Annotated in this window: 12 protein-coding genes; 7 read left to right on the top strand and 5 right to left on the bottom strand. The window is 67.3% G+C overall.

Features of this window, described 5'->3' with window-relative positions; all coding sequences use genetic code 11:
• Positions 1-81: 81 nt before the first annotated feature.
• Both rlmKL and AC5P8J_RS01560 read right to left on the bottom strand, forming a co-directional pair.
• Positions 82-2,220, bottom strand: a complete 2,139-nt coding sequence (gene rlmKL / locus AC5P8J_RS01555) for a bifunctional 23S rRNA (guanine(2069)-N(7))-methyltransferase RlmK/23S rRNA (guanine(2445)-N(2))-methyltransferase RlmL (RefSeq protein WP_227854351.1) — start codon at positions 2,218-2,220, stop codon at positions 82-84.
• 145 nt (positions 2,221-2,365) lie between these two features.
• A complete protein-coding gene (locus AC5P8J_RS01560; protein WP_495216582.1) occupies positions 2,366-2,893 on the bottom strand; it encodes a hypothetical protein in 528 nt (175 codons plus the stop codon).
• Positions 2,894-2,965: 72 nt separating this feature from the next.
• Between AC5P8J_RS01560 and AC5P8J_RS01565 the strand changes: the two genes are divergently transcribed.
• Positions 2,966-3,532 (top strand): N-acetylmuramoyl-L-alanine amidase, encoded by a 567-nt coding sequence (locus AC5P8J_RS01565; protein WP_021203541.1) that lies wholly within the window; start codon positions 2,966-2,968, stop codon positions 3,530-3,532.
• Between the two features lie 443 nt (positions 3,533-3,975).
• On the opposite strand, the gene AC5P8J_RS01570 is transcribed toward AC5P8J_RS01565, so the two are convergent.
• The 3 genes from AC5P8J_RS01570 to AC5P8J_RS01580 all read right to left on the bottom strand — a co-directional run bounded on the left by AC5P8J_RS01570 (position 3,976) and on the right by AC5P8J_RS01580 (position 6,557).
• Positions 3,976-4,878 (bottom strand): sulfurtransferase, encoded by a 903-nt coding sequence (locus tag AC5P8J_RS01570; RefSeq protein ID WP_021204111.1) that lies wholly within the window; start codon positions 4,876-4,878, stop codon positions 3,976-3,978.
• On the bottom strand, positions 4,875-5,678 hold the full coding sequence (locus AC5P8J_RS01575; protein WP_495216583.1) for a CoA pyrophosphatase: 804 nt from the start codon (positions 5,676-5,678) through the stop codon (positions 4,875-4,877). The genes AC5P8J_RS01570 and AC5P8J_RS01575 overlap by 4 nt, the downstream gene beginning before the upstream one ends.
• Positions 5,679-5,855: 177 nt before the next feature.
• Complete coding sequence (locus tag AC5P8J_RS01580; protein WP_005408797.1) at positions 5,856-6,557, bottom strand: FKBP-type peptidyl-prolyl cis-trans isomerase; 702 nt, start codon at positions 6,555-6,557, stop codon at positions 5,856-5,858.
• Between the two features lie 168 nt (positions 6,558-6,725).
• Between AC5P8J_RS01580 and AC5P8J_RS01585 the strand changes: the two genes are divergently transcribed.
• From AC5P8J_RS01585 to pstS (AC5P8J_RS01610), 6 genes are all read left to right on the top strand, one after another.
• On the top strand, positions 6,726-7,508 hold the full coding sequence (locus tag AC5P8J_RS01585) for an enoyl-CoA hydratase/isomerase family protein (RefSeq protein WP_495216584.1): 783 nt from the start codon (positions 6,726-6,728) through the stop codon (positions 7,506-7,508).
• A gap of 4 nt (positions 7,509-7,512) precedes the next feature.
• Positions 7,513-7,866, top strand: a complete 354-nt coding sequence (locus AC5P8J_RS01590) for a hypothetical protein (protein WP_005408795.1) — start codon at positions 7,513-7,515, stop codon at positions 7,864-7,866.
• Positions 7,866-8,555, top strand: a complete 690-nt coding sequence (gene nth / locus AC5P8J_RS01595) for an endonuclease III (RefSeq protein WP_021204114.1) — start codon at positions 7,866-7,868, stop codon at positions 8,553-8,555. The genes AC5P8J_RS01590 and nth overlap by 1 nt, the downstream gene beginning before the upstream one ends.
• Before the next feature lie 196 nt (positions 8,556-8,751).
• A complete protein-coding gene (locus tag AC5P8J_RS01600) occupies positions 8,752-9,963 on the top strand; it encodes an OprO/OprP family phosphate-selective porin (RefSeq protein WP_049411264.1) in 1,212 nt (403 codons plus the stop codon).
• A gap of 222 nt (positions 9,964-10,185) precedes the next feature.
• A complete protein-coding gene (gene pstS / locus AC5P8J_RS01605; protein ID WP_019659077.1) occupies positions 10,186-11,202 on the top strand; it encodes a phosphate ABC transporter substrate-binding protein PstS in 1,017 nt (338 codons plus the stop codon).
• Positions 11,203-11,611: 409 nt separating this feature from the next.
• Entirely contained in the window at positions 11,612-12,700 is a 1,089-nt protein-coding gene (gene pstS, locus AC5P8J_RS01610; protein ID WP_019659078.1) for a phosphate ABC transporter substrate-binding protein PstS, read from the top strand.
• Positions 12,701-12,723 lie beyond the last annotated feature (23 nt).

A 12,723-nucleotide genomic window follows, 5' to 3' on the forward strand; every position in this document is an offset into this window, starting at 1 on the left:
TAGTGCCGGCCGCTGGCCGGCACCTCATGAACCCTTTGCGGATCTGACACCGTTGCCGGCCAGCGGCCGGCACTACCGGGCTTACCCCAGCCGCTTCAGTTCCCATGCGCGGTGGATGCGCGCGTTGCGCTCGAAATCCGGACCGATGGTGCGTGCGGTGATCTCGCGGCACTGGGCGAATTCGGCGATGGCGTTCTCTTCCAGCTTGAAGCGGCGGAAGTTGTTGGAGAAGTACAGCAAGCCACCCGGTGCCAGCCGGGCCACCGCCGCCCGCAGCAGCTTCACCTGTTCGCGCTGCACGTCGAAATCATCGGCGCGGGCGGAGTTGGAGAAAGTCGGTGGATCACAGAAGATCACGTCGTACTGGCCGCGGTCGCCTTCCAGCCAGGCCATCGCGTCGGCCTGGACCAGCAGGTGCTGGCTGCCCCCCTGCCCGTTCAGCGCAAGGTTGTCGTAGCACCACTGCAGGTAGGTGGCCGACAGGTCGACGCTGGTGGTGCTGGCGGCACCGGCCACGGCGGCCTGCACGCTGGCCACGCCGGTGTAGCAGAACAGGTTCAGGAAACGCTTGCCACGCACCTGCTCGGCCATCATCCGGCGCAGCGGGCGATGGTCAAGGAACAGGCCGGTGTCCAGGTAGTCGAACAGGTTCACCTGCAGCAGTGCATGGTTCTCGCGCACCACGATGAACTCGTCACGCTGCTCGAAGCGGCCGTACTTGCTGCCGCCCTTGCCGCGCTCGCGCGACTTCATCGACACCTGCTCCGGCGGAACGCCGAATACTTCGCGCGCGGCGGCCAGCAGCTCGTTGCGGCGGCGGCGCACGTCGTTCTCGGGAATCGCCGCCGGTGCCGCGTACTCCTGCACATGCAGGAAGGTGCGGCGCTTGCCCCCGTCTTCCTCGTAGACATCAATGGCCGCCGCGTACTCCGGCAGGTCGGCGTCGTAGGCGCGGAAGCAGGTGATGTCCTCGCGGGCACGCCAGCTCTTGAACTTCTTCAGGTTCTTGCGCAGCCGGTTGGCCACCATCTGCGCGCCTTCGCTCAGCTCGCGCGGCTGTGCCGGATCACGACCCGGCACGGCAATCGGATCGCAGACGATCAGCGCGCATTCCAGCGCACCGTTGAACATCTGGTACTTCTTGCTGGCGCGCAGGCCAGTGGCGAAGGCCAGCTCGTCATTGCCGCACAGCAGGCTGGCACGCCACTGCGGCACGGCCTTCTGCAGGGCATTGCCCAACGCGCGGTACAACGCCGGATCGGCAGCCAGGCGTTCGTCGTACGGCGGGTTACAGACCACCGCACCGATCTCCTGTTCGGGCGCGGCCAGGTCGGCGACATCGGCGCGGGTGAAGCGGATCGCGTGGGCGACGCCGGCAACCTCTGCATTCTCGCGGGCGGCCTGGATCGCGGCCGGGTCGATATCGCTGCCATGGATGACCGGCTTCAGCGCGGCCAGGCCGGCCGCTTCGCGCTCGCGTGCTTCGCTCTGGATGGACTTCCAGGCCGCCTTGTCGAAGCCCAGCCAACGGCTCGGCGGCAGGCTGCCATGCCGCATCAGGCCAGGGGCGACGTCGGCGGCCATCAGTGCACCTTCGATCAGCAGCGTGCCGCTGCCGCACATCGGGTCCAGCAGGCCGCCTCCGGCGGTGTGCAGGCGCGGCCACTGCGCGCGCAGCAGCAGCGCGGCGGCCAGGTTTTCCTTCAGCGGCGCCTCGTGGGCGGCACCGCGCCAGCCACGGCGATGCAGCGGGCCACCGCCGAGGTCGATCGACAGCGAAGCACGGCCCTTGCGCAGCGACAGGTTGACGCGCACATCGGGCAGGTCGGTGTTGACCGAGGGGCGTTCCAGGCCTTCATCACGCATCCGGTCGACGATGGCGTCCTTGATCCGCTGCGCGGCAAAGCGCGCATGGGTGATCTTGTCACCGGACACGTGTGCGTCCACCGCCAGGGTCATCTCCGGCGTGATGTGCTCGTGCCACGGCAGCGCACGCACGCCGTCATACAGAGCCTGCTCGTCCGGGCAGTCGAACTCGGCGATCGGCCACAGCACGCGGCTGGCCAGGCGCGACCACATCACGATCCGCAGCGCCTGCGCCAGTTCGCCCTCGGCGTTGACGCCGGCAATGGTGGCGGTGGCCTTGCCAAGGCCCAGGGCCGACAGTTCATCGGCAAGCAGGTATTCCAGGCCCTTGGCGCAGGAGACGAAGAATTTCACGGGGTCGGTTCGCAGGTGGTCGGGCGCGGCACAGGGGCCGGGCCGGTCGGAAAGGAGGGCCGTAGGCACGGCCGGCAGGCCCGCGCCGGGGGCGGCGGGGCTGCCATTGTAGTCAATGCGGGCAGGCGCGCCGTGCGCCCCGGCTTCACAGTTGCCGCAGCAGGCGCTCGAAGGACTGCGCAGAGGCCTCCACGTGGCGCTCCAGGCGGTGGCCATCGTCAACCAGCAGCAACTGCGCCGAACGCGCCTGCGCCCAGGCAATCACGCCGGCAGCCGGTACCACGTCGTCATGCCAGGCCTGCACCACCGTGGTCGGCACCACAGCGGCGTCCAGCGCCGGCATCGGGCCCATGGTGGTCGGCGGCACCATCAGGAACAGGCCGGCTACCGGCACCTGCAGCGAGGCGATGGCGGAAATGTAGGCGCCCAGGCTGGAGCCGGCCAGTACCACCGGCCCCTGTCGGGCAGCGATGGCGGCGCGTTCAACCAGACGGCGCAGGCGGGTCGGCACGTCGCCCACCCGGCTGACCTCGCTCATCGCGTCCAGATCGGTGTAGTCGGGGCGCTCGTGGGTCCAGCCCAGGCGTTGGGCCACCTCGGCCAGCGCGGTGACCTTGGTCGCCTCCGGGCCGCTTTCGAAGCCATGGGAGAGGATGCAGTGGCCGCGACTCATGCGCGTGCTCCGTGGGCGCGGGCCAACCAGGAAAGAGAAGGCAGGTTCATGCCGCAATGCTAGCATCGCCGGATGCCCAACCCGCTCCTGCCCGGCCTGCAGCTGCAGCCCCTGCCCTACCACGACCGACTGCCGCTGCGCGATCCGGCCACGTTGGAGATGGTGGTGATCCACTGCACCGAGCTGCCCGATCTGGCGACGGCCCGCGAGTACGGCGAGCGCGTGCTGTATGACAGCGGTGCCGGCAACAGCGGGCACTTCTACATCGACCGCGATGGCAGCGTGGTGCAGTACGTTGCGCCCGAACGCGTGGCCCACCACGTGCGCGGCATGAACGCGCATACGCTGGGCATCGAGCTGGTCAATACCGGGCGCTACCCGCACTGGTTCGACAGCCGTCACCAGGCGATGGACGAGGCCTACACCGAGGCGCAACTGAAAGCGCTGGAGCGGCTGCTGCAGGCGCTGGTGGTGCGCTATCCGTCGCTGCAGCGGATTGCCGGGCATGACCAGCTGGACCTGGAGCAGGTGCCGGCCAGCGATGATCCGACGCTGAGGGTGGCACGCAAACGCGACCCGGGCCCGTTGTTCCCTTGGGCGCGGGTGCTGGCGAAGGTGCCGCTGCAGCCGGTTGGGTAAGCGGCAGGGCTGCGCCCTGCACCTGCGGTAGTGCCGGCCGCTGGCCGGCAACAGCAGGCTATCCGTGGGATGGCAGGGTGGGCCCGGTTGCGGGGGACGCCGTAAATCCCCAGGCCGGCCCAGCCGCTGGCGGCTGTGCGTTCGGGCGCTCGCGAAGCAGTACTTCGCAAGCAAAGCGCCCTCACCCCTGGGGGCTTGGCCGCGGCATCCATGCCGCGGACACCCGCAACCGCCCCCCCCGCCTTCGACAGATTTCTGCCGCTGTTGGTGGGTGCCGACCGTTGGTCGGCACGGAGTCGAATCGATCGGAGGGTGCCTTTGTAGAGTCGAGCCGCGCTCCATGACCTGCGGGCGCCGATGATTTGAAGGCATCGCCATGCGCGTGGAGCCGGCCGCTCGGCTCTGGAGAGGCTCCGCGCTCGACTGCTTTCTGCTCGGATCGCTCAGGCGCCGGTCGCCACCGGGCGGCTGCTGTCGCTCACCCAGCCGCTCCAGGAGTCGGCATAGATGCGCGCGCCGCTCAGTCCTGCGCTTTCCATCGCCAGCAGCAGGTGGCAGGCGGTCACGCCGGAGCCGCACATCAGCACCACCTGCTGCGGATCGCGGTTGCCGATCACGCCCTGCAATTCGGCGCGCAGTTCCTGTGCATCGCGCAGGCGGCCGTCGGCGACGTTCAACGCAAACGGGCGGTTGACCGCGCCGGGTACGTGGCCAGCGACCGGGTCCAGCGGCTCCACTTCGCCTCGGAAGCGTTCACCTGCGCGTGCGTCGACCAACCAGCCCGGCGCATGCTTCAGCCGCGCGGTGATTTCATCGGCGCTGGCGACCTGGGTGGTGTCGAAGCGGCCCGGGTAGGCAGGCAGCGCTGTCACTTCAGCCTGGCCGCTTTCCAACGCGTTACCGGCGGCCTGCCAGGCAGCGATGCCGCCGTCGAGCACAGCCACCTTGGTGTGCCCGATCAGGCGCAGCAGCCACCACAGGCGCGAGGCGGCCATGCTGCCGTCGCTGCCATCGTAGACCACCACCTGGGTGTCGAGGCCGATGCCCCACTGCCCCAGTTTCGCGGCAAAGGCATCGCTGTCGGGCAATGGATGGCGACCATGGCCGACGCGGCTGAGATCGGACAGATCACGGTTGAGATCGGCATGCACCGCAGTCGGTATGTGTCCTGCCAGGTACTGGCCGCCCGCAGCCTGCGGGTCCGCCAGCGAAGCACGCGCATCGACCACGCGCACGGCGGTACTGGCGGTGGCACGGGCGTCGACCACGCGTACGCCTTCGCCCAACGCGGCAGCCAGGGTGTCGACATCGACCAGGGTGGTCCACGGCTGCTTGATCGGGTTCATTGCACTTGCTCCAGGCGGCGACGCAGGTTGTAGAGGATGGCCGCGGTCGCCCCCCAGATGCGCTGGCCGGGCCAGCCATACTCAAGGACGTGGCGGATGCGGCCGCGATGATTGATTTCGACCTGGCGCAGGCTGTCAGGGGCCATCAGGTAGTCCAGCGGCACCTCGAACACTTCGGCCACTTCACTGGGCTGCGGCACCGGCACGAACTCCGGATCGACCACCGCCACCACCGGCGTGACCCGGTAGCCGGTGATCGTCACGAAGGGGTCGAGATAGCCAAGTGGCTGCACCTGGCCGGGCGCCAATGCGATTTCTTCCTGGCTCTCGCGCAGGGCGGCCGCCAGCGCGTCGCGGTCATCGGGTTCGGTGCGGCCACCGGGGAACCCGACCTGGCCACCATGGGTGCGCAGGGTTTCGGTGCGACGGGTGAGGATGACCTGCGCGCCGTTGGCGCGCGGCACGATGCCGGCCAGCACCGCCGCCTCCACAGGCGGCCCCGGTGGCAGCAGGTCGATCAGCTCGCTGCGGTTCCAGCCGTCGCCGGCCGGCGGTTCGGCCAAAGGATGCAACGCGCGCACCAAGCGCTCGTGGTCGGCCAGCGATCCGCGTAGCGATTGCTGCAATTGTGCACGCAACGGTTGCACGCGATGCAGGATGCGGCTGCGTTCCTCGTTGCTCATCGACGACCACCGCGCGATCTCATCGATATGCCGCCCGCAGCCGGCGCATTGCCGGTGCGGATCCAGCGTGCACACTCCGATGCAGGGACTTGCGACAACACGCGCCGTTTCTTCCATTGTTTGCACCCGCCAACAGTAGCGCGATCGGGCTGAATTTGCGCGGGTGGCCCAGCCGGACGGTAGAGTCGACTGTCAGTCGACTCGCGCGCGCAGCGCAGGCGTTTCACCGCCAGGGGCTGCACAAACAGAAACGCGCCGGTGGGATCACCGGCGCGTTTCGTTTGCTGTTTCGATTTACTTGACGCTGACCAGCTTGATCTCGAACTGCACAGCCACGTTCGGCGGGAACGGGGTGCGCGGATCGGCACCGTAGGCCTGGTCCGGCGGCAGGGTGACTTCCCACTTCGAGCCTGCCGGCATCTGCAGCAGGGTCTCGCGCATGGCCTTCATTTCGACTTCGCTGACCTTGATCGACGGGATCTGCTGGGCCGGGCGGGCTTCGGTCGGGCGCTGGCCGTACGGGAACGGACCGGCCACTTCCAGCTGCACGGTGCTGGCCTGGGTCGGCTTGGCACCCTTGCCGGCTTCGATCACGCGGTACTGGACGCCGCTCGGGAGCGACTGCACGCCGGCCTTGGCCTTGTTCGCCGCGATGAACTGATCGCTCTTGGTCTTGTTTTCGGCAGCAGCCTTCTCGTACTCGGCCTTGGCAGCCTGGGCACGGCCCTGCTCGCGCTTCTGGAACGCTTCAACGGCCGGCTTCAGCTGCTCGGCGGTGATCGCCGGCTGCTTCTTGGCGTAGGCATCCTGCAGGCCCTTCACCACCGAGTTGATGTCCAGCTGCTCACCACGACCGGTCAGCTCCGCCAGGTTGTTGCCGTAGTCGTAACCGAAGTAGTAGCTCAGCTTGCCCTTTTCGGACGAGACGTCCTGGGCGAAGGCATTGCCCGTCAGGGCCAGGGCCGCGACGGCGACCGCGATAGAACGCAACTTCATCAAACAGTTCTCCAGGGGTGGTAACTCAGGGACGTTCTGCGCCGCCCTGAGGCGACGGGTTAGGATAACGGGCGTAACGTGTAACCGCTACTCACGATGCAGGCTATGACCCGCCTGCGTTTGCAGAGTTCAATATCACTTTTTTTTAACGTTTCAGGAGTTTTCCCCGTGGCCGATGCTCTGATCGCTGTCTCCGAAGACGGCGCCATCCGCACCGTGACCGTCCAGCGCCCGGACAAGCTCAATGCCCTCAACGCCGCGACCCTGCAGGCCCTGGCCGATGCCTTCAGGGACGCCGCCGCCGATCCGGAGGTGCGCGTCGTGGTATTGACCGGGGCGGGCCCCAAGGCGTTCGTGGCTGGCGCCGACATCGCCGAGATGAACACACTCAGCGCGGTTCAGGGACGTGATTTCTCGCTGCTGGGCCAGGCCCTGATGCGCCAGATTGAACGGATGCCGAAGCCGGTCATCGCACGCGTGAATGGTTTCGCACTGGGCGGTGGACTGGAACTGGCGATGGCCTGCCATCTGCGCATCGCCGCAGATACCGCCAAGGTCGGCCAACCGGAAGTCAACCTCGGCCTGATCCCCGGCTTCGGCGGCAGCCAGCGCCTGCTGCGCCTGTGCGGCCGCGCCACCACCCTGGAGCTGTGCCTGCTGGGGGCGCCGATCACCGCCGCGCGTGCGCTGGAACTGGGCATCGTCAACGAAGTGGTGCCCGCCGACGCGCTGGACAATCGCGTGCAGGACATTGCCCGCCAGCTGGCACGCTCGGCCCCGCTGGCCCTGCGTGGCCTGCTCGATGCGGTGCACGTGGGCGGCGAATGCAGCCTGGACGCCGGGCTGGAGTACGAAAGCGCGCAGTTCGGCCTGCTGTTCGCCACCGAGGACATGCGCGAAGGCACCAGCGCCTTCCTGCAGCGCCGCCCGCCGGCGTTCCAGAACCGCTGACGCCATGGCTTCCCGACCCAATCCCGCGCAGTTGTTCGCCCGGGTCCAGGCAGACGATCTTGATGGCGCCCTGCAAGCCGGGCTGATGGACTATGTCGCCCGCGCCGACGACGCGCAGTTGCTGCCCGGCCACCCGGAACTCCCGCAGCGGTTGCAGCAGGCCCAGCAGCAGCTTCAGGCCGCCTGGGCGGCACGCGAACGCTACCGCGCCCGTGCGGTGAGACTGGCCCGCCGCGAAGCCGAACGCGACGCGCGGCGCACGCCCGCCCCGGCGCCGGACGTGAAGCCCGCCCTGCCCGCCGCAGCGGCCGCCATCCTCGCCCGGGCCAAGGCCCGCGCCAGCGGCAAGGAGCAGTAATGGCGACCACGAAGAAAACCGCACGCGCCCCGGCGCGGCGTGGCGGCACGATGCCGCGCGCCGACGTGGTGGAGATGTTCACCCGCCTGCGCGAACTCAACCCGCACCCGAAGACCGAACTGGAGTACAGCTCGCCGTTCGAGCTGCTGGTGGCGGTGGCGCTGTCGGCGCAGGCCACCGACGTCGGCGTCAACAAGGCCACGCGCCGATTGTTCCCGGTCGCCAACACCCCGGCAAAGATCCTTGCGCTCGGTGAGGACGGGCTGAAGCAGTACATCTCCACCATCGGGCTGTTCAATGCCAAGGCGAAGAACGTGATTGCCACCTGCGCGATCCTGCTGGAAAAGCATGGCGGTGAAGTGCCGCGCGATCGCGATGCGCTGGAAGCACTGCCGGGCGTGGGCCGCAAGACCGCAAACGTGGTGCTCAACACCGCCTTCGGCGAGCCGGTAATGGCGGTGGACACGCACATCTTCCGCGTCGCCAACCGTACCGGCTTGGCCCCGGGAAAGAATGTGCGCGAAGTGGAAGACAAGCTGGTGAAGGTGATCCCCGCCGAGTTCCTGCTCGACGCGCATCACTGGCTGATCCTGCACGGACGTTACGTGTGCAAGGCGCGCAAGCCGGACTGCCCGGGCTGCGTGATCGCCGACCTGTGCCGGTTCAAGGACAAGACCGCGGCCGAGTGACGGCCGCATCCATGCAGGGCGTGGATCGACTGCAACCAAGGCGCAATCCGGGCGTCATACGCAAGCGGTTTCAATGGCAGGCCCTGCCGTGACGGGGCCTGCGGTGGATGTCTGCCGCGCGTGAACTGTCACATTTACGCAATCTTTACCTTCTAGCCTGCGCGCATCTTCCCACCTGCCTGCAAGGCTCCTCTCCATGAAACTGCATCACCAACTCCTGACGGTGGCCGTGGCTGCTGCGCTGTATGTGCCGGCTGCACACGCCGAAGTCGCCATCGACGTGATCGGCGGTTCGGAAATCACCTTCGAAGGCCTGGTCCAGGCCGACGGCAACTGGTTCCACAACGATGTGGTGGACCTCAACGGTGGCGACGCCGGCAACGGCAAGAACAGCGAATTCGAACTGCGTCGCGCCGAGCTGGTGCTCAAGGGCAAGGGCCCGGGCAATGTGGAGTGGGTGGTCGGCTATGACGCCAAGGCCGACAAGTTCCTCGACACCAACGTGAAGTACAAGCTGCTGGGCAACGCCAACCACTTCCTGCAGCTGGGCCAGTTCAAGCAGCCCAACAGCCTGGAAGAACTGTCCAGCACCAAGAACAACGATTTCATTTCCAAGGCAGCGGTCACCAATACCTATGCCATCGCCCGCCGCCTGGGCGGCGCGTACAGCTACGGCCAGGACAACTGGTCGGTGACCGCCAGCGCCTTCGGCCGCGAGCTGACCCGCAACCTGGCCCACGGCAGCGGCTACGGCGCGCGTGGCACCTGGGCCCCGATCAATGAAAAGGGCCAGGTCCTGCACTTCGGCCTGAGCTACGTCAACTACGACGCCGACGCCGACACCCTGCGCGTGCGTGCACGTCCCAATGCCGACCTCGCCACTGCCCGCCTGGTCGACAGCGGCAATCTGACCGACACCGACCGCGTCAGCACCATCGGTGCCGAAGCCATGTACTTCCAGGGCCCGTTCAAGGCCCAGGCCGAGTACTACACCAGCAAGGCCAAGCGCTACGACCACGACAACTACACCAGCGACGGCTACTACATCAGCGGCGTGTGGAACGTGACCGGCGAGACCTGGAGCTACAAGGGCGGCACCCCGGGCACCGGCCTGCCGAACAACCCGGCCGGCGGCCAGTGGCAGCTGGGCGTGCGCTACGACCACATGGACCTCAATGACGGCAACCTCGCCGCCAATCCGGTCGCCGGTCGCCCGCCGATCGTCGATGGCGTGCTGGGTGGCAAGATGGACATCTGGACCGTGGGCGCCAACTGGTACCTGCGTTCCAACTTCAAGCTGATGCTCAACTACGTGATGGTCGACAGCAAGAAGTACAGCTCCACGGCGCGCGGTTTCGTCAACGACGATCCCAACATCCTGGAAGCCCGCGCGCAGTTCTTCTGGTAAGTCCCGCCACCTGCATTGAACCGCGAAGGCACGGCACCGGCCGTGCCTTCGTCGTTGCATCGGCACCCGCGCTGCCCAGCCGGCGCAGCGGACGTGACATCCCTCATGACGCATGTCACGCCCGCGTCATATGACAGACGCGGGCGTGTCACGCAACCGTTATGGAATGTGCACCGAAACGTCGGGCAACCGCCCTTCGACCACCACCCCAGGAGTCTCCCCGTGATCCACGCCTTCAAGTCGCGCGCCGCTGTCGCCATCCTGGCTGCATCGTCCGTGTTCGCCGCCAACGCCGCCGATATCACCGGCGCGGGCGCATCGTTCATCTACCCGGTCATGTCCAAGTGGTCGGCCGACTACAGCGCCGCAACCGGCAACAAGGTCAACTACCAGTCCATCGGTTCCGGCGGCGGCATTGCCCAGATCAAGGCCAAGACCGTTGATTTCGGCTCCTCCGACGCGCCGCTGAAGCCGGAAGACCTGGCTGCTGCGGGCCTGGCGCAGTTCCCGTCGGTGATCGGCGGCGTGGTGCCGGTGGTCAACGTGGCCGGCATCGCGCCGGGCGCGCTGAAGCTGGACGGCGCGGTGCTGGCCAACATCTTCCTGGGCAAGATCAAGACCTGGAACGACCCGGCCATCGCCGCGCTGAACCCGGGCGTGACCCTGCCCAACGCCAAGGTCACCGTCGTGCATCGTTCGGACGGCTCGGGCACCACCTTCAACTTCGTCAATTACCTGTCCAAGGTCAGCCCGGAGTGGAAGAGCTCGGTCGGTGAAGGCACCTCGGTGCAGTGGCCGGCCGGCATCGGCGGCAAGGGCAACGAAGGTGTTGCCGCCTATGTGAAGCAGATCAAGGGCGGCATCGGCTATGTCGAACTGTCCTACGCGCTGCAGAACAAGCTCTCCTACACCGCGATGAAGAATGCCGCCGGCAAGTTCGTGCAGCCGAGCGACACCTCGTTCGCTGCCGCTGCCGCCAGTGCCGACTGGGCCAGCGCCCGCGACTTCTACCTGGTGATGACCAATGCGCCGGGCGCCGAGTCCTGGCCGATCACTGCCACCAACTTCATCCTGGTGCAGAAGACGCCGAAGAATGCTGCCAATGGCAAGGCGACCCAGGAATTCTTCCGCTGGGTCTACAAGAACGGCGATGCCCAGGCCCGCCAGCTGGACTACGTGCCGCTGCCGGACAGCCTGGTCCGCCAGATCGAGACCTACTGGTCGCAGAACCTGAAGTAAGCGCGTTCCCCCGCAGGAACGGGGGCGGCGGGTCCTCTCTCCCCCGCCGCTCCCACCCGGGCGCGAGATCCTCGAGATCTCGCGCTCTTCTTGTTCTTGGGGATGCGCCTGACTCTGTAGAGCCGAGCCACGCTCGGCTGCGCTCTGGAGCGTGCGGACCAACGGTCCGCAGCTACCGAGGGCAGGGAACAGCCGAGCGCGGGCTCGGCTCTACCTTGCCCCGACCGTCATATCGGTGCGCAGATCGGGGGTTTCCGGGCACCTGCCGGATCGGCGCCAATCCTGTGAAACCCTTGTCAGAACGTGATCCAGGGCACCTCTGTCATGGTCGTAATACGGCTGTAACAAAAACATCATTTCATAGCCGCATCCGCCGACCACGTCGGCTCTTCCCCGCTATGGAGTGACCATGAAACTGCACTCGGCCGGCCTTGCCGCCCTTTCCCTGGCCATCGCCCTGGGCCTGTCGGCCTGCGGTGGCGACAAGCAGGCCGCGCAGCAGCCGGCCACCGACGCTGCCGCTGCCCCGGCCGCTGCCGGTGCCAAGGTGACCGCCGAAGTGTCCGGTGCCGGCGCGTCCTTCATCTTCCCGCTGGTCTCCAAGTGGTCGGCTGACTACAACGCCAGCACCGGCGCCAAGATCAACTACCAGTCGATCGGCTCCGGCGGCGGCATCGCCCAGATCAAGGCCGGCACCGTCGACTTCGGTTCGTCCGACAAGCCGCTGAGCAGCGAGGAGCTGGCCCAGGCCGGCCTGGCGCAGTTCCCGTCGGCCATCGGCGGCGTGGTGCCGGTGGTCAACATCGAAGGCCTGGAAGCCGGCAAGCTGCGCCTGAGCGGCGCCCTGCTGGCCGACATCTTCCTGGGCAAGGTCAAGACCTGGAACGACCCGGCCATCGTCGCCGCCAACCCGGGCGTGAAGCTGCCGGATGGCAAGATCACCCTGGTCCACCGTTCGGACGGTTCGGGCACCACCTTCAACTTCTCCAACTACCTGTCCAAGGTCAGCCCGGAGTGGAAGAGCAAGGTCGGCGAAGGCACCTCGGTGCAGTGGCCGGACGGCGTCGGTGGCAAGGGCAATGAAGGCGTCGCGTCCTACGTGAAGCAGATCAAGGGCTCGATCGGTTACGTCGAACTGGCCTACGCGCTGCAGAACGGCATGCCGTACACCGCCATGCAGAACGCGGCCGGCAACTGGGTCGAGCCGAGCGCGGAAACCTTCGCCGCCGCGGCCGCCAGCGCCGACTGGGCCAGCGCCAAGGACTTCAACCTGGTCATCACCAATGCCCCGGGCGAGCAGGCGTGGCCGATCACCGCCACCAACTTCATGCTGATGCAGAAGAAGCCGAAGGATGCCAAGCGCAACCAGGACACCCTGGCCTTCTTCAAGTGGGCCTTCGAAAACGGCCAGGCGCAGGCCAACGAACTGCACTACGTGCCGCTGCCGGCCGAACTGGTCAAGCAGATCGAGGCCTACTGGGCGACCGACCTGAAGTGATGGACACGACGGTGCCCGCCCCG

It is taken from the genome of Stenotrophomonas sp. YJH_SMC_37 (assembly GCF_059370035.1).

Bases quoted from the DNA above. Each gene is read 5' to 3' on its own strand.
- pstS (WP_019659078.1), top strand. From the start codon at position 11,612: ATGAAACTGCACTCGGCCGGCCTTGCCGCCCTTTCCCTGGCCATCGCC.
- AC5P8J_RS01590 (WP_005408795.1), top strand. From the start codon at position 7,513: ATGGCTTCCCGACCCAATCCCGCGCAGTTGTTCGCCCGGGTCCAGGCA.
- AC5P8J_RS01570 (WP_021204111.1), bottom strand. From the start codon at position 4,878: ATGAACCCGATCAAGCAGCCGTGGACCACCCTGGTCGATGTCGACACC.
- AC5P8J_RS01565 (WP_021203541.1), top strand. From the start codon at position 2,966: ATGCCCAACCCGCTCCTGCCCGGCCTGCAGCTGCAGCCCCTGCCCTAC.
- nth (WP_021204114.1), top strand. From the start codon at position 7,866: ATGGCGACCACGAAGAAAACCGCACGCGCCCCGGCGCGGCGTGGCGGC.
- AC5P8J_RS01575 (WP_495216583.1), bottom strand. From the start codon at position 5,678: ATGGAAGAAACGGCGCGTGTTGTCGCAAGTCCCTGCATCGGAGTGTGC.
- AC5P8J_RS01560 (WP_495216582.1), bottom strand. From the start codon at position 2,893: ATGAGTCGCGGCCACTGCATCCTCTCCCATGGCTTCGAAAGCGGCCCG.
- AC5P8J_RS01580 (WP_005408797.1), bottom strand. From the start codon at position 6,557: ATGAAGTTGCGTTCTATCGCGGTCGCCGTCGCGGCCCTGGCCCTGACG.
- AC5P8J_RS01600 (WP_049411264.1), top strand. From the start codon at position 8,752: ATGAAACTGCATCACCAACTCCTGACGGTGGCCGTGGCTGCTGCGCTG.